Below are 20,029 nucleotides of genomic sequence, written 5' to 3'. Positions count from 1 at the left end.
GATCGGAGACCCGGCTCACTCCGGCTATGCTCGGGGAGGCGGCACCGACGTACTCGTCGTGTCGTCCCGGGCCCTTAGCTCAATTGGCAGAGCAGTGGACTTTTAATCCATTGGTTGTGGGTTCGAGTCCCACAGGGCCTACGGTTGCGGGGGAGGAGGTACCCCTCTGACCTGCTATGCAGCGCCCGGGTCGGCAGCGGTCGGCTCGGGCGCCGCTTCTTTTCGGGCCCGTGCGTGAGCGATGCGTGAGCGGATGTGCCCGTGGCCGGCGGACCCGCCGGGCTCGGGGCGGACGGTTCGGCAGTTGCCGGACGAGACCGAGGGATCGGCTTCGCTGCCTTCTCGGCGATCTCACGGTCCGGCTCAGGGAGCAGACTCGTGTACGGGTCCGAGGTCGGCGTGATGCACGATCTCCTTGGCTGGAGTGATGAGGCCGGCGCCGAGGTCGATCTCGTGCCAGTCCTGGCCGACCGCCTCGCCGCGACGGAGGCCGCAGGTTCCCATCGGGTGGAAGATCGCGTACAACCGGTCATCCTCGGCGGCGTCGAGGAAGGTGCCGGACTGCTGCGGAGTCCAGACCATGACCGGGCCTGGGACCTCTCCCGTCTCGCGCCAACGCCGTACCCGTTCATCGGTCCGGAGGAGCGGCTTGGGGCGCTTGCCGGACTCCCTGACCGCCGCCCCCGCCCATGCGGGTGGAACAACACGACCGCCGACAAGCGGATCAACCTCGTGCGGAGCACGGAGCACGGAGCACGAAGCACGGTGCACGGGGGCGGCGCACCGTGTCCCCGACGCGAAGGGCGGTATGGACGAAGCCTCGCGGCAAGGACGACGTTTCCCCGTCTCCATGGCGCCCTCCGTGTCTCCGTGCCTCCGTGCCCTCGTGGAGCGCTTGTGCGGCCGGCGGCGGGGCCGGCTCAGGGTCCGGTGGTTCCGAGCCTCCGGTACACCGTCACCCGTCGGCCGCGGACCTGCTCGTCCGCCACTGCCCTGAAGTGTTCGTCCAGCACGGAGAGCTTCGCCTTGTCCCGGGCGGACGTCACGGGCGTCGCGGCCCTCGGGGCATCCGTGACCAGCAGGATCTCCGTCTGTGCAAGCATCGCGGCGCGGATCCGCGCAGGGGCGGCCTCCACGCCCTTGAGCGTTCCGGACGCTTCCGGACTCTCCGTCAGCGCGATGTCCCTGAGGTCGGTGAAGGCGTCGGGGGAGACCGACTTGGTGTCGCGCCGCGCGGCCGGCACGAAGAGCACGCCGTCGCCGGGCCGCTTGAGCCGCCGCACCTTCGACGCGATCGCCAGGACGTCGTCCACCCGGCTCGATGGGGACCGCTTGGCCAGCGACTGCGGCAGCAGTGCCACCGTCGCCACGATCAGCACCACAGGGAGCACGCACACCGAGGCTCTGGGAAACCTCGGCGTCGCCGCTCGCACCACGGTGCCCAGCGCGGTACCGATCAGCAGGGCCAGGCCCAGGTAGCTGAAGAGAACGTAGCGCTCCAGAAACATGGGCCGGATCAGCGAGATGCCGATCAGGGCGATCTGCGGCACCGCCAGAAGGGGGAACCCGACGGCCGCGGCGGACGGGCCGCTTCCCTGCCGCCGGTCCGTCAGCGCTCCGAGACCGCCGATCGCCCACAGAACCGCCGGGCCGATCAGCATGTGCCACGACAACGGCGGTATCCAGGACACCTGGCGCGACTGGCTCCGGGTGAAGAGGATCAGTGGCAGTACACACGCCGTGCCGACCGCGGAGGCCACCGCCCAGCGTGTCCACAGTCCGCGCCCGGACCGCCTCCACACCAGGGTCGCCAGGTGAGCGGGCAGGAGCAGGAGCGACAACCAGTTCAGCAGTCCGCAGACCAGTACGGTGCCCCCGTACGCCGCCCAGAGCGCCAGTCCGTGACGCCGGCCGGTGAGCGCGGTCACCAGCAGGAGTGTCGAAATCCCTGCCCCGGCCGTGACGAGCGCGTACGGGCGGCCTTCCTGCAACTGGAACTGCACGGCCGGCAGCAGCCCGAACGCCAGGCCGCCTCCCAGGCCGGCCCGGCCACCAGCCAGTCGACGGCCGATGACGGCCACGCACCCTGCCGCTACCGCCATGGCGAGGACCGACGGCAGCCTCAGCGTCGTCGTACTGGGGCCGAAGCATGCGAAAAGGCCGTGCATGAGCAGGTAGTAGAGCCCGTGAACGGCGTCGACCTGCCCGAGCAGGTGCCATATCTGGGCAGTTGACCGCTCGGCCACCTGCCAGGTCGCCGCCTCGTCCCGCCAGACGCTGTGCCGGCGGGACAAACCCCACAAGCCGAGGGCAATGGTCCACAGGACGGGTATCAGCCAGATGGGCAGGCGGTGCCGCAGAGCGGATATGGGGGGATTCATGGAGTTTTTCAGGACCCGACGTGAGAAGCGCGGACCGTGGTCAGCGACGGATGGGCGTCAGCGGGAATGTCGTCGGGCCGGCGACCGTGGGGGCCGAAGACGAGTTGACGAACGATCACACCGACGTGATGGCCGGGCCAGTCTGCGCGGTCCGTGAACGGGCGACAACCCTTGCCCAGGGAGGCAAGACCACTTCTGCATCCCGCACTTGGGGCGAACCGGAACGCGCGTGACCCGGACAGATGGACGGACAGGCGAAACCATGGCGGACGTCCGTCTTCATTTTGGCTGAAGATCGTATCTGTGGTGCGCGTCACATGATGCGCGGCTATCGAAGATCATTTCGCGCGGTCAGACTCTTGATCCGTTGGGGGTGCGCGCCGTGCGCCCTCCCCTAAGGACTGGGAGTCCAGTTTTGAGACCGAAGAACGTGCTCAAGGTCGTGTTCGCGAGTGTCGCCCTCAGCGTGGCGGCCGCTGCTCCGGCGGTGGCCTCCGTCGACGTGGGCGGCGGTCAGTGGTCGTACGGCACCGGCTGCTGCAGCGTCTGGTCGAACTACAAGCACGCCACCGTGAACCACTCGTCCTCGGCCGACGGTGACTACTGGTCCTACAGCGGCTGCACCGCGCCCGGCCCGTGGGCCCTGGCGTCGGCGGAACTCAACGGCGGTACGGGCAAAGCCTACTGGGACAAGGGCTGCACGCGCTGATCCCGCATACTCCTGCGAGCCCCGGTGCCGATGTCACCGGGGCTCACGGGGGTTCTTTCCCCGCCGTCCGCCGTCTCTCTCCCCTCACACCTCGCCGATCCCGGGCAGTCTCGCAGGCCCGATCCAGTGGTCCGACATAGGAAGCCGATGCTGCACCGGGGTATCAAGTTCGTCCACATCGCCGTGCTGTCCTTCGCCGCGGTACTGGCGTTCCTGTTCGTCCGGGAACTGGACGAGGACGGAGTGCTGGGCAACTCGGCCGTGATCTTCGTCTTCGACTCCGAGGATTCGGCGAGTGGTGCCCAGGTCGCCCGGTCGATCGCGTCGTTCGCCGAGGAGCACGGCGTCACGGTGGCTCGTGAGGTGCCCGACCTGAGGGAACCCGATGGCCGCCGCCATCTGTACATGGCCGCGGGCGGAGACCCGTCCGGTGCCGGCGCCTGGCTGAACGAGGGCTACCCGGCCTTCAGTTCGAACATCACCACGGACGTGCACCCGATCGCCGACATCGGACAGCGTGATCCGCGCGGCCACTACTACGTGTTCGGGCCGCCGGAGGCCGCGGACTCGCTGGTTGCGGAGTTCTCCGACCTCGGTCTGCGGGCAGACGTGTCCCACCCGCTCTCGTACGGCGAACTGGCGACCGCCTACTCCAACAGCGTCATGTACTGGTCCTTCTGGGTGATCGCTCTCGCCGCGGTGACCCTGACCGGCGCGAGTGTGCTGCTGTCCGCGAGGACCTACGGGATCCTGCGGTTGCAGGGCTTCTCCCTGGTGGATCTCCTCGTCCGTGACCTGAGGCAATTGCTGGCGCCCTGGGCGGTGGCGCTCGGTGCCGTGACCGCGGTGGCACTCACCTTCCTCGGCTTCTACAACGGCTTCGCCTGGCTCTCCCTCTTCGCCGCCCTGGCCGCCGTCCTGGCCGGAGTGCTCCTCCTCCTCGTGCTGGCCGCTCATGCGGCTGTGATCGCCCTGACGTTCAAGGTCGACGTACTGCGAGCGGTGAAGGGTGCCCTGCCCGCCCGGGCGGCATCCGTCGGCGTGTACCTGGTGCGCATTCCCGCTCTGCTGCTCGCACTCAGTGCCGCCACCGACGTCGCGGCGGTGGGCAGGGACATGGAGACGCGCCAGGAGAACCGGGCGGCCTACGCCGAGGCGGGCGATGCCGTCACCATCCGCCTCAACGGAGGCCTCTCCGGAGAGAAGGAGAGGGTGATCGAGGAGATCGGCCCTTGGCTGCGCCGGGCCGACAGCAACGGGGAGGTCATTCTCGCCGGGCGCCGAGACCTTCAGAGTCTGGCACCGGGTTCACACCTCCCGCCGGGGGAAGTCCTCGTCGTGAACGAAACCTTCCTCGCTGAACAGCCCGTCCTCGACCCGACGGGACAGCGCTACACCCCCGTGGATCGCAACGGCAAGGCCGCAAAGGCCGACCGGGTACGGCTCATCGTTCCCGAGTCCCTCCGCACACATGAGGCGGCCCTCACCACGGCGGTCACCGGAGTGCTGGCATCGGATTTCGACCCCCGCACCCAACTGGAAACGCTCCCTGCCAAGAGCGGCCAGAGCATCTTCACCTACAACCCCGGAAACCAGGTCTACAACGCGGCGCACAGCCAGAAGGAGGACCGCTCCCTTGTACGGGACCCGGTCCTTGTAGTGGTGCCCAACGGCTCACACTTCGTGTCCGACGACGGCTACACCACGTTCGCCGCGCAGGAGGGAATCGTCTTCCCCGACCCCGACGACGTCGTGAGGGCCATTCAGGGGAACAGGCTGGGTGTCTACGTCGTGGCGCTACGCCCCGTCGCTCAGAACTCCGCGCTGAAGACGAGGGAGGTGGTCACCGAGTTCCGGGTGCAGCTCTTCAATCTCGCGCTGACGGTGACCGTCCTCCTCATCGCCGGCGTCGGCATCTGCGTCATCTACGCGCGCAAGAACTCCCAGGCCATCTTCGCGCAGCACATCAATGGGTGGCGGTACGTGACCACCCACCGGTTCATCCTCGGCGTGGAGGCGGCCATCGCGTTCCTCCTGGCCACCCGGGTTCCCTTCGAAACGTGGCTGCGGAACAAGGACCTGGAACGGATCGCCGCGTCCGGTGCCCCCCTTTCCCGGCCGCTTGTCGAGCTCACCGGACTGGATCTGGGCATCATCGCTGGGCTCGTGGCCGTCGAATTCGGCGCTGTGCTCCTTGCCCTCGCCATTTTCCACGGTCGTATCGTCAGGGAAGGGGCGACCGAGGCGTAAGGCCCGTACCTGCGATCCCCTTCCCCTCAGCAGGAGCACTGTCGTGATCGATATCGAGAATCTCTCGAAGTCCTACGGTTCCCGGACCCTGTGGTCCGATGTCACCTTCACCATCAGCCGTGGCGAGATGCTGGCCCTCGTCGGGCCCAGCGGTTCGGGCAAGTCCACCCTTCTCAACTGCCTCGGTCTGCTGGACAAGCCGAGCACAGGGACGGTGCGCCACGAGGGCAAGGACATCACCCGATTCAGCCGGCGTGAAATCCGTGGCTTCCGCCGTGACGTACTCGGCTACCTGTTCCAAAACTACGCGCTGATCGAGAACGCGACCGTTTCCGAGAACCTCAAGGTGGCCGTGAAACCGCGCCGGTCCACGCGGGACCAGCCGGGCACGACCATCGCCGAGGCTTTGGACCGGGTGGGCCTGAGCGGCAGGGAGAAGGAGACCATCCACCATCTCAGTGGCGGGGAACAGCAGCGTGTGGCCCTCGCCCGGCTCATGGTCAAGCGGCCCGCTCTGGTGCTCGCGGACGAGCCGACCGGTGCCCTCGACGAAGCCAACGCGAACATGGTCGTCGATGTTCTCCGCGCAATGAGCGAGGCCGGATGCGCTGTCGTCATCGCCACCCACAGCACCTCCGTTCGCGAGCAATGCGACAGGGTGTTCGCCCTGGGTGAGAACGATCGTGAGCCGCAGCGACCGACCGCCGCCCTCCGCACCACCTGACCGTCAGCCCGCCGTCGTCCGGAGCACGGGCTTCGGCGGGCATCGCCTTCCGCCGCGGTGCAGCGCTCGGGTCGGCTTCGGCCGGCTCGGGCGCTGCTCGCTTTCGGGGGTCTGCTTCGGGGGGTCTGCGCGAGCGATGCCTGGGTGATGCCCGAGCGGACGTTCGGGCCGGCGAGCCAGGTGATGTCCTGGGCCGTTCCTTCCGGATCACCTCGCGGACCGGGCGGAGACGCTCGTGAGGCGAAGGGCGGCCCGGCAGATGGTGGCGTGTCGGCGGCGGGCGTCACGGACCGACGGCGACGGTTGCGGAATCGGCACCCTCGTGAAGAAAATCGCCGGAGTTCTTCGCGGCTCGGTCACGGATTGTGCGAACATCGCCGGGCGAGAACCGTGACGGCGTGCCCGAACCACCCATTCCGGCCGGTCCAAAAATGCTCTGGCGTGCGGACATTTGGGTAAATGGCTGAATAGGAAGCCTTATGTGGGGCATCGCGGCGGCGGCGTAACGCTGCGGCGCACGCACGACGCAGAAGCAGGGAGAAGAGAGGCGGCGGCCGCGGCTGGATTTCTGAGCCCTGGCGCGCCTGCGCCGACATGGCACTGCGTCAGATCGGATTTCCTGTGAGCAACCTCGACCTGGTTCCCGAATTCCGGGCATGGCAGGCACGCCAGAAGCCATCGGGCCGGGCCGTTCCGTGCGCTGCCGGGCCGCCCCGCGGCGCACCGCCCCCGCCGTCCGTACGGTTGCCGGCATCGCGGCAGGTTTGCCGGGTCCGCGGAACCTGCTGTTCCCGCTCGACGCGAACCATGTGCATGCGTGCGTCGGATTCGTGCGGGGAACGGCGGACTGGCCGGACCGGTGGGTGCAGGACATATCCACGACGGACACGGAGGGGCCACACGTTGTCCTCGATCACGGTCTCCCGGCCGCCATGAACCCATGCCGTCCGACCCATGCCGTCCGACCCATGCCGTCCGACCCATGCCGTCCGACCCATGCCGTCCGACCCACGCCGTACGAGTCATCCTCGCCGCTCCTCCCGCAGGGAAGTGACGCGGCAGCCGAAGGGCCGACTGTGACACAGATCTCCACTGAAAACGACCACTCGCCGATCCGTGACGATCACCCGCCGATCTATGAGGACCTGCTACGCGAACGCGGTGACGTGGTTGTCGAAGCGCAACTGGCGGCCGAACGCACGCGGCACCGGGCGGCAGAACTGCTGACCGGATGGAATGCGACCGGACAAGGCCATGGCCGGGACGGCGGCACCGGAGCCTTTGCGGCAGGCCGACCGGAATGGCACGGGGCGCCGTCGTAGGCCACGGGTGGACTCGGCACGGATATGCCGCCCGTCCCCTTCTCGCCCAAGGAATCCACGCAGGAGCATCACTCGGGCTGCACACGGCCTTTCGAAGGCCTCGTTAGCCTGACTGGCTGCTCACACCCCCGTGCGAACGTGGACCAGGCCGTGGCCCGGGCGGGCCGACGGCGCGTTGAACCAGGAAGACCGGAAAACCGCAGATGGATTACTGCTCCTCATGCCGTCGGTATCTCAACGGCGCCCTGGTGTGCCCCGGGTGCGGCGCCTACGCCCCGGACATCGCCCCGCCCATGGTCGGCGGCCGCAGCGGGTCGGCCTCGGCAGAGACGAGCGCCGCACCGGCCACCACGGCTCACCGGGACATCACGGCTCAGCGGGACATCACGGCTCAGCGGGACACCACGGCCACCGGCACGTCAGGGCACGGCACGCTCCAGGACGACGAGGCGGAGGACGGCGCCACCACGGACGTGGCCCCGCATGCCGCCACCGACGCCGAGTCCCTGCCGCCCGCGGGGCCGGGGCGGGCGGCACGTCGGCGCCAGCTGGCCCGCTGGAAGAAGAACAAGCGCCGGGCGGCGGTCGCGAGCGCCGTCGCGCTCGTCGGAGGCGGCCTGACCGTTTCCCTGATGGACCGGCACTCCACCGAACGGGCGGAGGCGGCGGTGGCGACGGACGACCGGAGCATGGGCGCCGTGGAGGAGCAGGCGCCTGAGCAGGACCGTCCGGCATCGGCACGGGCGACCGCGCAGCCCACCCACCGGGCGTCTCACACCCCGTCCCACACCCCGTCTCAGTCGCAGCCTCAGTCGCCGCCGCAGCCGACGGCGACGACGCCGGCGGCCAACGCTCCGCGACAGCAGTCCCTCGCGGCCCCGCCCCGCACGACGGCGCCGGCCGCCCGACCGGACGCCGCGGCTCCTGCCCGCCCGGCCGCGGCACCGGCCCCGCAGCAGCAGAGCATTGGGTCGGCCGCCGGCGACACGGCCCCCGAACGCTCCGACGCGCCGGCGGAACAGCCGCCGGCGTCCGCGCCCGGCGGCGGCACGGACTCGGGCACGTCCCGGACCGCTCCCGCGCTGGTGTCGACGTCGCCGACGGAGGTCTGCCTGCTCGGGCTGTGCCTCAGCTGACGACGCCTGCGCCCGGCCGCCCGGCCGTTCCCGGCCGCCCCGGCCCCGGATCGGGAGCGGGGTTCGCGAGCCCCGGGTCGGCCCGTGCGCAACGGCCTCCACCCCCACGCCCGGAACTACACCCGGAACCGCACTCTGGAAGGCGCGGAGGAGACGGCGCGCGGGTCAGGGTGTGGAGGCGGGCCCGGGCGGCAGGTGGACCGTCAGGACCAGGTGGCAGGGCTCGGTGCCCGCGCCGCGGTAGGCGTGCGGGGTGTCGCCGTCGAACGTGGCGGTCTGGCCGGCTTCGACGGGGTGCTCGGCGCCGTCGACGACCAGGGTCATCCGGCCGGAGGTGACGCTGACGGTCTCCACGACTCCGGCCTGGTGGGGATGGCTGCGGTATTCCTCGTCCGGTTCCAGCCGCCAGCGCCAGACCTCGACGGGGGCGGGGCCCGAGGTCGTCAGCATGAGCCGGGCCTCGCTGCCCCGCTCTCCGGTCCACAGGGGGGCCACGGCGTCGGCGGCCACGACGCGGACGCGGCCCTCGGGCGGTCCCTGCATCAGGGCGGACACCGAGATGCCGAGGGTGTCGGCCAGCCGGACCAGGGTGGCCAGGTTGGGATTGCCCTGGGCCTTCTCCAGGGCCACCAGAGCACCCTTGCTGACCTGGGCGCGCCTGCTGAGTTCGTCCAGGGACAGGCCCGCCCGGGCGCGGGCCGCCCGCACGTTGTGCGCGACCGTCCGCAAAGCCGCGGCTGTCTCGGTCACCGATCACCATCCTTACCCCGCATCTGGAGCACCGGAATGTATCGCCCGGGCGTTCGGTTGACACCGGGCGGTCGTTCTGTTGTACGGTGCGGTCGTTTCGTTGAATGGTAAGGGATGTGCCGTGATCGCTCTGCTGCTGGCGCTGGGCAGCTCGCTCGCCTACGGGTGCGCCGACTTCCTCGGCGGCCTCGGCGCCCGCAAGGCCCATGTGCTGCGGACGGTGACGGTCGCGGCCCCGGCCAGTCTCGCGGTCGCGCTGCTGCCGTGGCCGGTGCTCGGCGCCTCGTTCGATCCCGCGGTCCTCGGCTGGGGGGCCGCGTCGGGTGTCGCCTCGGCCGCCGCGTTCGCCCTGCTCTACCGCACCCTGGCGATCGGTCCGATGAACGTGCTGTCGCCGGTGACCGCGCTGGTGTCCGCCGTGCTGCCCGTCGGCGTCGGGCTGCTCCAGGGCGAGCGCCTGACCGCCGCCGGGCTGGTGGGACTGCCGCTCGCGCTGGTGGCGGTGGTGCTGGTCAGCGCCGGACACGGCGCGGGCTCGGCCCGCCCCTCCCGTACGGCGCTGCTGCTGGCCTTCGGCGCGGGCGCCGCCATCGCCCTGCAACTGGTCTTCCTGCACCAGGCGCCGTCCGGCAGCGGGGTGGCTCCGCTGATCGTCGGCCGGGCCGTCTCCTCGGTCGTCACCCTGGCCGCGGCCGGGCTGGTGCGCCGCCGGCTGGGCCCCGAGCGGCCCGCGTACGCGATGTCGGCGGCCGCGGGCGTGCTGGACTCGGCGGCGAACCTGCTGTTCCTGCTGGCCGCCCGCAGCGGGGACCTCGCCGTCGTCGCCGTGATCACCGCTCTGTACCCGGCCGGCACGGTCCTGCTGGCCCGCGGCGTGCTCGCCGAACGCATCCACCGCGGCCAGCTCGTCGGCCTGGGCGCCGCCGCCGTCGCGGTCAGTCTCCTCGCCCTGACCTGAGCGGCCGCGCGGCCGGCACCGCAACCGCAGCCACAGCCGCAACCGCAGCCACAGCCACGTAGGGGACGGCCATGCAGGGAGACGCCCACCGCACCCGCGTCACCGAGGACTCCGTCCGTGTCGCCTTCGTCCTCGAAACCCTCCACGCCACGCGCGACGGCGACCTGCTGAAGGCCGCCGCCGACGAGCTCCTCGGCCTCCTCGCCCCGCACGCCGAACAGATCGCCGTGCACCACCTCGGCCCCGCACAGCCCCGGGCCACCGTCTGAGTCGGGCCACCGTCTGAGTCCGCAGTCCGGCGCCGGACTTGTCGGCTGCGTGCGGGAGCGGTGCAGGAACGGTGGGCGTGGGCGGACCGGCACGGCGCAGGCCGTACGGGGCGCCCACGGCGCGCCCCCCGTCCCGGAGGAGTCCGGAGGAGTCCGGAAGAGTCCGCAGGGGTCCGGAGTCCGGGACGGGGGCGGTGGTGGGTCCGGGCGGGTCAGGACTGGCGCCACCCCAGTTTGATCAGGAGGTTCTTCGCGTCCTCGGCCACCTTCGCGTCGGCGACCACGTCGTAGCGCGCGGCGACGATCTGGCTGCGGGAGGCGAAGTCGTGGCGGCCGCCGGTGAGGGCGTGGCCGGTGAAGCCGAAGACGGCTCCGAAGACGGCGCCGTAGAGCAGGCCGCTGAGCAGCAGGGCGAGCGTGTTGTGGGAGCCGGGTACGAAGAGGGAGAGCAGCAGGCCGACCAGGAGGCCGAACCAGGCGCCGGAGCCCGCGCCGGCCAGGGCGGCCCGGCCGCGGGTCAGGCGGCCCAGGACGGTCTCCACCATGCGCAGGTCGGAGCCGATGATCGCGGTGTGCTCCACCGGGAAGCCGCTGTCGGAGAGGAAGTCGACCGCGCGCTGGGCGCCTTCGTACGTCGGGTACGAACCGACCACGGGGCGGTCGACCGGGGGCGGGATCAGTTGCTCGGGCATGGGCTTTCTCCTCGGCCGTGGTGGGTGGTGCGGTCGGTCTCCCGTTCCGGGTTCCCCGCCGGGGCACGGCCGCGCACAGCCGGGCGGCCCCCGCGTCAACCGTGGGGCCGCCCCCGGCAGCCGGAATCCGCAGCGCCGGCACGCCCGCGTCGCGTCGTCGAGCGGTGTCCCGGGAGCTCGGCGCCGGGTGCCGGGTGTTCGGTCCTCCCGTCCTGTTCCCTGTTCCGCACCCGGCACAAGCCGCCCTGGCGCGCACACGCTCAACTCTGTCGAGTCGCCGTGCCGTCCGGCTCCCCGCCCAGCAGGTGCGCGTTCGGTTCCTTCGCCGCCACCTCGTACTCCGGTACGACCACCACGGTCGCGCCCCCGGCCGCCAGCAGCCCGCTGCCGTCGGCGCCCGCCACGAACGTGTCCGGCTCCCGCCACGCCGTCACCACCCGCCGCACCCCCGCCCGCAGAATGAGCCGGGCGCACGGCACCGGGCGGGAGGAGCGGTGGGCGCAGGGCTCCAGGCTGCTGTAGACCGTGGCGCCGGGCAGCCGCGGGTCGTCCGGGGCGAGCTTGGCCAGGGCGGCCTCCTCGGCGTGGACCGCCGGGTCGCCGCCCTCCCGTGAGTGGCCGTGCGCGAGTTCGGTGCCGTCGGCCGCGACCACCACCGCGCCGACGCTGAACGCCGTGCGGGACGGCGGGCACTGCGCGGCCAGTTCGCAGGCGCGGCGCAGCCAGTGGCGGTCGGCGGCACAGGGCAGCGGGCCGGTGCCGGGGGCGGTGGGCTCGTAGCGCATGAGGACGACGTCGCCGAGCTGCCGGGTCTCGCGCAGCCGCAGCCGGCCGGGCGGGTAGGGGCCGGGGCCGAAGAGGCGCGGCGCGTCCGGGTCGCCGACGAAGAGCGGGGCGAGGACGAGCTGCAGCTCGTCGGCCAGGCCCTGCCGCAGCAGTTGGGTGTGGATCGTGCCGCCGCCCTCCACCATCAGGCGGCGCACTCCCCGCACGTCGTGCAGGTGCTCCAGCAGCAGGCGCCAGTCCAGGTCGGTGCCGAGTGGGACGACGTCGGCGGCCGGGCCCAGGCGCCGGGCGCGTTCGGCGCCGCGGTCGGTGGTGTACAGGACCTTCTCGCCGCCGGTGTGCCAGAACTGCGCCTGCGGATCGAGGTCGCCGGAGCCGCTCACGGTCACCTTCAGCGGGTACTCCGGCTTCCCGGCGGCCACGCGGGCGGCGCGTCGTTCGGGCGAGTAGACCAGCAGCCGCGGGTTGTCGGCGCGGAGGGTGCCGGCGCCGATCAGGATGGCGTCGACCGAGGCCCGTACCTCGTCGACGCGGTCGAAGTCCTCCGGGCTCGACAGCAGCAGCCGCTCGGGGCCGGTGTCGTCGAGGTGACCGTCGAGGGAGACGGCGGCGGACAGCAGGACGTACGGGTACGGCATCGACGCGCTCCCTTGCGGCACCGGGCTGACGGCACCCGGCTCGGCGGATTCGGCTCGGCGGACTCGGGTCAAGTTTCGAGCAGACCTGCGCCGGAGGGCGGCCTCGACCTGCGGCCGAGACGGCCTCGACCTGCGGTTGAGGCGGGGGCCGGCGCGTTCTGCCCGCGCTGCTCCATCTTCGCCGCCCGCACCGGCGGGGCCGTCCGCGGGCCGCCCGGGCCGCCGGGACCCCACCCGTGCACGGGCTGTCCTGCGCATGGCGTACACTGGAGTCACACCGACGCGGGGTGGAGCAGCTCGGTAGCTCGCTGGGCTCATAACCCAGAGGTCGCAGGTTCAAATCCTGTCCCCGCTACTGACGGCTCAGGGCCGGAATCCGGACTTACGGATTCCGGCCCTGGGTGTTTCCGGGGTCGGTTGCCGCGGGCGCCTGTGGCCACCCGGCGACCGCCCCGTGACCGCACGTGACCGAATAAGCGCCCTCCGCACAAGAGCTGACGCACCGTCACATGTGCCCGCAGGAGCCCCGGATGGTCAACTCGCCCGTTTTCGGCCGCTGATGACCAGGTAAGTCCCGGCGAAGAAGTGAGAACGATCAAGCCGAACCGCTTGGAATCCTGGCGGGATGTCTATTAACGTTCGATAACGCAGCGCGGTCGTCACAGCCGTCACAGAAGGCGGCTCCGTGCGCACGCGTCGAATCCCGCAAGGGAACCGGGGACCCACACCCTGGGGTGAATCGGGCGGACACCGCTGAGCCGGCACCTTGCCGGAACGGCTGGTTTACGCGCGTAGGAGACCTTCCCGCTCCGAACCCGTCAGCTAACCCGGTAGGCGAGACGGAAGGAAAGGAGTACGCCTGCGTGGCGTCCAACCGGCCTGCACCCAGCGCCCCCTTCGTGCCCAGCCTGCCCACGCAGAAGACCGGTGAAACGGTCGCCTACGGCGGCACCCGCACCGACGAGGGCCCGTGGGAGGAGTGGAACCCCACCGAGGAGTCCGTCCGTCCCGTCCGCGGCCGGCACCGCGTCGCCAAGCAGCGCGGCGGCGGGCTCGCCCGCAGCTCCACCGTCCTCGGCGTCGGCGTCATCGCCGCCGTCGGCGCGGGCGGCATGGCCAGCGCCCAGACCGGCAAGCCCCCGGTGTCCATCTCGCTGCCCGACGTCGACGCCGTCACCTCCCTGTTCGACGGCTCCCACGACGCCCCGCAGGGCTCCGCGACCGCCCTCAGCGGCGTCGGCGTGACCGAGGCCGACAGCGACCAGGGCGCCACCGACGCCGGGGAGGCGCTGCGCGCCCGCATCATGGCGCAGGCCGAGAAGCAGCAGGACCAGGCCGAGGCCAAGGCCGTCGCGGCCGCCGCCGCCCAGGCCGAGAAGGACGCCGCCGCCGCGGCCGCCAAGGCGGCGAAGGAGGCCGAGGCCAAGGCCGCCGCCGCCAAGAAGAAGGCGGAGGCGGAGGCCGAGAAGAAGGCCGAGGAGGCGCGGCTGGCCGAGCTGGCCAAGCAGTACACGCTGCCGACCTCCTCGTACACCATCACCTCCACCTTCGGCCAGGCCGGCTCCATGTGGTCCTCCGGCTACCACACCGGTCTCGACTTCGCCGCGCCCACCGGCACCCTCATCAAGGCCATCCACAGCGGCACCATCACCGAGGCCGGCTGGGCCGGCTCCTACGGCTACCGCACGATCCTCACCCTCGACGACGGCACCGAGCTGTGGTTCTGCCACCAGTCGTCGATCAGCGTCAGCGTCGGCCAGAAGGTCAACACCGGTGACGTGATCGGCCGGGTCGGCGCCACCGGCAACGTCACCGGCCCGCACCTGCACCTGGAGGTCCACCCGAACGGGCAGGCCGAGGGCATCGACCCGATGGCGTGGCTGCGCGGCAAGGGGCTCAACCCCTGACGGGCCGGCCTCCGAGGGCCGGCCTCCGACTGATCAACCCCAACTGATCAACCCCAACTGATCAACACCGACTGATCAACACCGACTGATCAACCTCGACTGATCAACCCCCGACGGCTCAATCCCCGGTCGACCGCGCCCGGGGCGCCGCCCGGGGGTTGACCCGTTCTTTGCGGTCGCCCGTGGAATGCGCTCTTCCGGGCGGTCGTTGACGCAGTGCATGACCACCCTGCGCAAGATCGGTTCCACGGACCTCGAGGTCTTCCCGCTCGCCCTCGGCGGCAACGTCTTCGGCTGGACCGCCGACGAGGAGCAGTCCTTCGCCGTCCTGGACGCCTACCGCGAGGCCGGCGGCAACTTCATCGACACCGCCGACTCCTACTCCGCCTGGGTCGAGGGCAACCAGGGCGGCGAGTCGGAGACGATCATCGGCAAGTGGGTCAGGGCCCGCGGCAACCGCTCCGACGTCGTCATCGCCACCAAGGTCAGCCAGCACCCGCGGTACCAGGGCCTGTCCGCCGCCACCATCAGGGCCGCCGCGGACGCCTCCCTGAAGCGCCTGGGCACCGACTACATCGACCTGTACTACACGCACTTCGACAAGCCCGAGACCCCCGTCGAGGAGATCGTCGGCGCGCTCGACGAACTGGTGCGGGCCGGCAAGGTCCGCCACATCGCCGCCTCCAACATCTCCGCCGAGCGCCTCCGGGCCTCCCTGGAGGTCTCCGACCGCGAGGGCCTCGCCCGGTACGTCGCCCTCCAGCCGCACTACAACCTCGTCTCCCGCGACACCTACGAGGGCGAACTGCGCGACCTCGCCGAGCACGAGGGCCTGGCCGCCTTCCCGTACTTCGCGCTCGCCGCCGGCTTCCTCACCGGCAAGTACCGGCCCGGCACGGCGGTGGACAGCGCCCGCGCGGGCCGCGCCGCCCGGTACCTGGAGACCGAGCGGGGCCGCCGCGTCCTCACCGCCCTCGACGAGATCGCCCAGGCGCACGACGTCCCGGTCGCCACCGTCGCCCTCGCCTGGCTCGCCGCGCAGCCCACGGTCGTCGCGCCGATCGCCTCCGCGCGGACCGTGGAGCAGCTTCCGGCGCTGCTGAAGGCCGCCGGCCTGCGGCTGACCGAGAACGAGGTCGCGCGGCTGACGGAGGCGTCGGCGTAACCGGCGGTCCCGGGGCGGGCGTCCGGGGGCGCGAGACGGGCCGCGCGGTGGGCGCGCTGCGAGTCCGGCGGTGTCCGGCGGGCGTCCAGTGGCGTCCGGTGGTGTCCGGCGGTGTCCGGCGGTGTCCGGTGGTGTCCGGTGGTGTCTGCCCCGCCGTCGCGGCCGGCCTGCCGGCTACGGCTGCGACCGGTACGGGTGGTGCCCGGGATGCGGCACCGCGAAGGAGCCGTACCCCGGGGTACGCGGCGCCACCACGGGCGGGGCGGTCGGATGCCGGAGCACGGGCCGGGGGGCGTAAGGCGTCTGGGGGAGCGGCGCGGGGCCCTGGTGCGCGGAACCGTACGGCATCGCACCGTAGGGCACGGGACCGTACGGCACGGGACCGTACGGTGCGGTGCCGTACGGCAGCCGGGCCGCCGGGAGGAGGATCCGCGCCGCGTGGTCCAGGGCCGGGTGGGCGATGTCCCGGCGCCGCCACAGCTCGGCCAGCAGTTCCTGCTCGCGCGGCACGAAGTCGGCGTCGGCGCGGCCGAGGCGGCCGCGGTGCCGCAGGAAGGCGAGCGAGGTGGCGCAGGCCTCGTACTGGGCGACGGTCCGGGCGGCGGGCCGGCCGGCGTGGTGGCGGGCGTGGTCGCGGGCCAGCCGGCGGGCCCGCATCGACCCGAGGAGGTACGGCTCGGCGGGACCGAGCCACCCGGCGGCGACGTACGCGGGCAGCTCCTCGCGCACGATGCGCAGCTCACGCTGTCGGGTCCACACGGCGAGCCAGGTCAGCAGGGCGAAGGCGGGCACCATGAAGGCGCCGTAGACGGCGAAGAAGCCCCACGGGCCGAAGCTGGAGGAGCCGTTCCACAGGGCGTGCATGCTCATGGCGAGCAGCAGCCCGGACAGCGGCACCAGCACGCGCCGCACGCGCCGGTGCCGCGCCGACAGCGCGGCCACGCCGAAGCCGATGCCGGTGAGCACGGTGAACAGCGGGTGTGCGAACGGCGACATCACGATGCGCACGAAGAACGTCGCGGCGGTGACGGAGGCGATGCCGCCGTCGCCGCTGAGCTGGTCGGTGCCGAAGGCGGTGCCGAGGTAGAGGATGTTCTCGGTGAAGGCGAAGCCGGTCGCGGTGATCCCGGCTATCACCACGCCGTCGACGATCCCGGTGAAGTCGCGGCGGCGGAAGAGGAAGACCAGCAGCACGGCGGCCGCCTTCGCGGACTCCTCCACCACGGGCGCTATCAGCGTCGCGCCCAGGGTGTCCGCGCCGTCGGGATCGGCGGTCGCCGTCGCTATCCAGTGCGTGGCGAAACTGTTGGCGACGATGGCTATCAGCGCCGCCGCGCAGGCGCCCCACGCGAACGCGAACACCAGGTTGCGCCAGGGCCCGGGCTCCACCCGGTCCAGCCAGCGGAAGGCCGATATCAGCAGCGGCACGGGCAGGACCGCGAGACCGAGCCCGACCAGGAACCCTTCTGTGCCGGTCTGCTCGCGCACCAGGGCGAGGATGACCAGACCGGACAGCGCCAGCAGCGTGACCAGCGCCGCGTACCGCAGTCTCAGCCAGGCCACCGACCGCGCTCCGGCGGGAAGTCGTTCCCGTCGTCGCCACCGGCCGGCGGGCCGGCGGGTGCCGCCGGCGGGAGGGCCGGGACGGGGTGTGGGGTACGGAGGACAGGTGGCCACGGCATCGACCCTAACGAGGCGGGGCGCCGGCCGCGACGGTGCCTCCGGGGCGTCAGCCGCCGGCCGGTCGCTCGGTGCGGGGTTGTTCCTGTTGGTGTTCCAGCTGTTGTTCCAGCTGTTGTTCCTGCTGCTGGTCCCCGTGCTGTACGCGGCGGAAGAGCAGGTCGTTCACGACGTGTCCCTTCTCCAGTCCCTGGCCCTCGAAACGGGTCAGCGGCCGGAACGCGGGACGGGGCGCGAAACCGCCGCCGGGCTGCGTGTTCTCGTACGCCGGGTGCGCGGTGAGCACCTCGAGCATGTGCTCGGCGTACGGCTCCCAGTCGGTCGCCAAGTGCACGAGCGCGCCGGGCCTGAGCCGGGAGGCCGCCAGCGTGAGGAAGTCCGGCTGGATCAGCCGCCGCTTGTGGTGCCGCTTCTTCGGCCACGGGTCGGGGAAGTAGACGCGCAGCCCGTCCAGGGAGTTGGGGGCGAGCATCTCGCGCAGCAGGATGACGGCGTCGCCGTTGCCGACGCGGATGTTGTCCAGGCCGTTCTTGTCGGCGAGGTTGAGCAGGTTGCCCTGGCCGGGGGTGTGGACGTCGACGGCGAGGATGTTGGTGTCCGGGTCGGCGGCGGCCATCCGCGCGGTCGCCTCGCCCATCCCGAAGCCGATCTCCAGCACGACGGGGTTGTTGTTGCCGAACAGCTCCGGCAGGTCCAGCACCCGGCTGCCGTCGATGTCGAAGCCCCAGCGCGGCCACAGCCGCGCCAGCGCGTTGGCCTGCCCGGCCGTCACCCGGCTGCGGCGCGGTGTGAAACTCCTGATCCGCCGCTCGAACCGGCCTCCGGCCGGGTTCGCCGCGGGCCCCTGCGGGAACTTCGGCGCCTTCCGCGGCCGGGTGCGGCGGGGGGTCTCGTCCTCGGCCGATCCGGGGGCCGAGGACCGGTCCGGGTCTGGGTGGTCCGGGTCCGGGTGGTCCGGGTCCGGGTGGTCCGGGTCCGGGTGGTCCGAGTCCGGGTGGTCCGAGTCCGGGTGGTCAGGGCGGTCCGGATGGTCCGGGGCCGACCGATCGGAGTCCGGCCGGTCCGGCTCGGGGGTGCTCCGGGTGTCCGGGGCGTCCGGGGTGCCCGAAGTGCCCGGGGCGCCTTCCGAGGTGCGGCGGGCGGTGTCGTCGGCGTGGTCGGCGTCGTCGTACTTGGTCACAGTGCGCCCGATTCTACGGAGCCGGGGAACGGGCGGTGTGCGGATGGGCCGCGGTGCGCATCCCTCCCCGGTCGCCTGGGCCGCCGCCCGACGCCGCCCGACGCCGACCGCCGCCGACCGACGTCGACGGGCCCGGTCAGGCGGGCTTCGGTCTCCCGGGCCCGCACCCGCTCGTCACGCGAACCCGTCACGAGTACCCGTCCCGCGGACCCTCGTCGCACGGGCCTGCGCACGGCCTTCCGTCACGCCGCCACGCCCACCCCGCGCAGTGCGTCCAGGGCCCGGCGGGCGACCTCGCGGCCGATGGGCAGACTGGCCGTGGCGGCGGGGGAGGGGGCGTTGAGGACGTGCACGGTGCGGGGGGCCTCGCGTATGAGGAAGTCGTCGACGAGGGTGCCGTCCCGGGCGACGGCCTGGGCGCGGACCCCGGACGGGGCCCGGACCAGGTCGGCCTCGGTGACGGCGGGCAGCAGGCGGCGGACGGCGGCGGTGAAGGCGGGCTTGGACAGGGAGCGGCGCAGTTCGCCGGCGCCGTAGCGCCAGTGGCGGCGGGCCAGGGCCCAGGAGCCGGGCCAGGCGAGCGTGCCGGCCAGGTCGCGGGGGCGCAGCACGCCCCAGCCGTAGCCCTCGCGGGCCAGGGCCGGGACCGCGTTGGGCCCCACGTGGACGCCGCCGTCGATGCCGCGGGTGAGGTGCACCCCGAGGAAGGGGAAGGCCGGGTCCGGCACCGGATACACCAGGCCCCGCACGAGCTGCGGCCGCGTCAGCGCGTAGTACTCGCCGCGGAACGGCACGATCCGCACCCCGGGTTCGTCCCCGGCCAGCCGGGCCACCTCGTCGCAGTGCAGGCCGGCGCAGTTGACCAGCACGCGCGCGCGGACGACGTCGCCGGCCGCCGTGCGCACCGCCACTCCGCGCTCCGGGCGCCGGTCGATGCCGACCACCTGTGCGCCGTAGCGGATCTCGGCGCCGGACGCCTCGGCGAGCTGCCGGGCGACGGCGGTGAAGTCGCACACGCCGGTCGTGGCGACGTGCAGCGCGGCCAGCCCCCGCACCTCCGGTTCGAACTCGGCGATCTGCGGGGCGCCCAGTTCGCGCACCGGTATGCCGTTCTCCCGGCCGCGCACCGCGAGCGCGTGCAGCCGGGGCAGCTCGGCCCGCTCGGTGGCGACGATCAGTTTGCCGGTGACGGCGTGCGCGATGCCGTACTCCGCGCAGAACTTGATCATCTCGGCGGCGCCCCGCACCGCGTACCGCGCCTTGAGCGAGCCCGGCCGGTAGTAGATCCCGCTGTGGACGACGCCGCTGTTGCGCCCCGTCTGGTGCCGGGCCGGACCCGGTTCCTTCTCCAGCACGACCACCCGCGTGCCCGGCGCGGACCGCGTGATCGCGTACGCCGTCGACAGGCCGACGATCCCGCCGCCGATCACCGCTACGTCACCGTCGTACCCCGGCACCCGCCGCACCGTGCACCACCTCCCG

Annotated in this window: 16 protein-coding genes, 2 tRNA genes, 1 pseudogene and 1 riboswitch; of the genes and pseudogenes, 11 read left to right on the top strand and 8 right to left on the bottom strand. The window is 72.2% G+C overall.

Features of this window, described 5'->3' with window-relative positions; all coding sequences use genetic code 11:
• The first annotated feature begins 68 nt into the window (after window positions 1–68).
• A tRNA-Lys gene (locus tag IE225_RS22575) sits at window positions 69–141 on the top strand.
• A 222-nt stretch (window positions 142–363) separates the two neighbouring features.
• On the opposite strand, the gene IE225_RS33370 is transcribed toward IE225_RS22575, so the two are convergent.
• Window positions 364–582 (bottom strand): hypothetical protein, encoded by a 219-nt coding sequence (locus IE225_RS33370; protein ID WP_373303257.1) that lies wholly within the window; start codon window positions 580–582, stop codon window positions 364–366.
• Window positions 583–920: 338 nt separating this feature from the next.
• On the bottom strand, window positions 921–2,381 hold the full coding sequence (locus IE225_RS22565) for a glycosyltransferase family 39 protein (RefSeq protein ID WP_190059431.1): 1,461 nt from the start codon (window positions 2,379–2,381) through the stop codon (window positions 921–923).
• A gap of 415 nt (window positions 2,382–2,796) precedes the next feature.
• Between IE225_RS22565 and IE225_RS22560 the strand changes: the two genes are divergently transcribed.
• The 5 genes from IE225_RS22560 (at window position 2,797) to IE225_RS22540 (ending at window position 8,522) form a co-directional block, all read left to right on the top strand.
• Entirely contained in the window at window positions 2,797–3,090 is a 294-nt protein-coding gene (locus tag IE225_RS22560; protein ID WP_190059430.1) for a lactococcin 972 family bacteriocin, read from the top strand.
• 147 nt (window positions 3,091–3,237) lie between these two features.
• A complete protein-coding gene (locus IE225_RS22555) occupies window positions 3,238–5,340 on the top strand; it encodes a bacteriocin-associated integral membrane family protein (protein WP_190059429.1) in 2,103 nt (700 codons plus the stop codon).
• Between the two features lie 43 nt (window positions 5,341–5,383).
• Window positions 5,384–6,064 carry an ATP-binding cassette domain-containing protein gene (locus tag IE225_RS22550; protein ID WP_190059428.1) on the top strand — a complete coding sequence of 227 codons (681 nt, stop codon included), beginning with the start codon at window positions 5,384–5,386 and terminating at the stop codon, window positions 6,062–6,064.
• Window positions 6,065–7,140: 1,076 nt separating this feature from the next.
• Window positions 7,141–7,386 carry a hypothetical protein gene (locus IE225_RS22545; RefSeq protein WP_190059427.1) on the top strand — a complete coding sequence of 82 codons (246 nt, stop codon included), beginning with the start codon at window positions 7,141–7,143 and terminating at the stop codon, window positions 7,384–7,386.
• Window positions 7,387–7,589: 203 nt separating this feature from the next.
• Window positions 7,590–8,522, top strand: coding sequence for an SCO2400 family protein (locus IE225_RS22540; protein WP_190059426.1), 933 nt, complete (start codon window positions 7,590–7,592; stop codon window positions 8,520–8,522).
• A gap of 165 nt (window positions 8,523–8,687) precedes the next feature.
• Here IE225_RS22540 and IE225_RS22535 read toward each other — a convergent pair whose 3' ends face one another.
• Window positions 8,688–9,272 (bottom strand): helix-turn-helix domain-containing protein, encoded by a 585-nt coding sequence (locus IE225_RS22535; protein WP_190059425.1) that lies wholly within the window; start codon window positions 9,270–9,272, stop codon window positions 8,688–8,690.
• Between the two features lie 121 nt (window positions 9,273–9,393).
• Here IE225_RS22535 and IE225_RS22530 point away from each other — a divergent pair, with 121 nt between their 5' ends.
• Together IE225_RS22530 and IE225_RS22525 are read left to right on the top strand one after the other, a co-directional pair.
• The gene (locus IE225_RS22530; RefSeq protein ID WP_190059424.1) at window positions 9,394–10,230 is read left to right on the top strand and encodes an EamA family transporter; all 837 of its coding nucleotides are present in this window, start codon (window positions 9,394–9,396) and stop codon (window positions 10,228–10,230) included.
• An 80-nt stretch (window positions 10,231–10,310) separates the two neighbouring features.
• Window positions 10,311–10,499, top strand: a pseudogene (locus IE225_RS22525) (hypothetical protein); the annotation flags it as partial.
• A 212-nt stretch (window positions 10,500–10,711) separates the two neighbouring features.
• Here IE225_RS22525 and IE225_RS22520 read toward each other — a convergent pair.
• Together IE225_RS22520 and IE225_RS22515 are read right to left on the bottom strand one after the other, a co-directional pair.
• Window positions 10,712–11,191: a YflT domain-containing protein gene (locus IE225_RS22520; protein WP_190059423.1), complete on the bottom strand. Its 480-nt coding sequence runs from the start codon at window positions 11,189–11,191 to the stop codon at window positions 10,712–10,714.
• A gap of 260 nt (window positions 11,192–11,451) precedes the next feature.
• A complete protein-coding gene (locus IE225_RS22515; RefSeq protein WP_190059422.1) occupies window positions 11,452–12,615 on the bottom strand; it encodes a dihydrofolate reductase family protein in 1,164 nt (387 codons plus the stop codon).
• A 281-nt stretch (window positions 12,616–12,896) separates the two neighbouring features.
• Between IE225_RS22515 and IE225_RS22510 the strand changes: the two genes are divergently transcribed.
• The 3 genes from IE225_RS22510 to IE225_RS22500 all read left to right on the top strand — a co-directional run bounded on the left by IE225_RS22510 (window position 12,897) and on the right by IE225_RS22500 (window position 15,687).
• Window positions 12,897–12,970: transfer RNA gene (locus IE225_RS22510), tRNA-Met, on the top strand.
• A 329-nt stretch (window positions 12,971–13,299) separates the two neighbouring features.
• A riboswitch (cyclic di-AMP (ydaO/yuaA leader) is annotated at window positions 13,300–13,467 on the top strand.
• An 11-nt stretch (window positions 13,468–13,478) separates the two neighbouring features.
• Window positions 13,479–14,522 carry a M23 family metallopeptidase gene (locus IE225_RS22505; protein WP_190059421.1) on the top strand — a complete coding sequence of 348 codons (1,044 nt, stop codon included), beginning with the start codon at window positions 13,479–13,481 and terminating at the stop codon, window positions 14,520–14,522.
• A gap of 220 nt (window positions 14,523–14,742) precedes the next feature.
• Window positions 14,743–15,687 carry an aldo/keto reductase gene (locus tag IE225_RS22500; protein WP_190059420.1) on the top strand — a complete coding sequence of 315 codons (945 nt, stop codon included), beginning with the start codon at window positions 14,743–14,745 and terminating at the stop codon, window positions 15,685–15,687.
• Window positions 15,688–15,861: 174 nt separating this feature from the next.
• On the opposite strand, the gene IE225_RS22495 is transcribed toward IE225_RS22500, so the two are convergent.
• The 3 genes from IE225_RS22495 to lhgD all read right to left on the bottom strand — a co-directional run bounded on the left by IE225_RS22495 (window position 15,862) and on the right by lhgD (window position 20,013).
• Entirely contained in the window at window positions 15,862–17,364 is a 1,503-nt protein-coding gene (locus tag IE225_RS22495; RefSeq protein ID WP_190059419.1) for a PrsW family intramembrane metalloprotease, read from the bottom strand.
• A gap of 52 nt (window positions 17,365–17,416) precedes the next feature.
• On the bottom strand, window positions 17,417–18,547 hold the full coding sequence (trmB, locus tag IE225_RS22490) for a tRNA (guanosine(46)-N7)-methyltransferase TrmB (protein ID WP_190059418.1): 1,131 nt from the start codon (window positions 18,545–18,547) through the stop codon (window positions 17,417–17,419).
• Between the two features lie 242 nt (window positions 18,548–18,789).
• Window positions 18,790–20,013 carry an L-2-hydroxyglutarate dehydrogenase gene (gene lhgD / locus IE225_RS22485; protein WP_190059417.1) on the bottom strand — a complete coding sequence of 408 codons (1,224 nt, stop codon included), beginning with the start codon at window positions 20,011–20,013 and terminating at the stop codon, window positions 18,790–18,792.
• Between the last annotated feature and the right edge of the window lie 16 nt (window positions 20,014–20,029).

The organism is Streptomyces echinoruber, from assembly GCF_014651135.1.
GTDB classification, from domain to species: domain Bacteria; phylum Actinomycetota; class Actinomycetes; order Streptomycetales; family Streptomycetaceae; genus Streptomyces; species Streptomyces echinoruber.
This window is presented reverse-complemented; position numbering and strand designations above follow the sequence as displayed.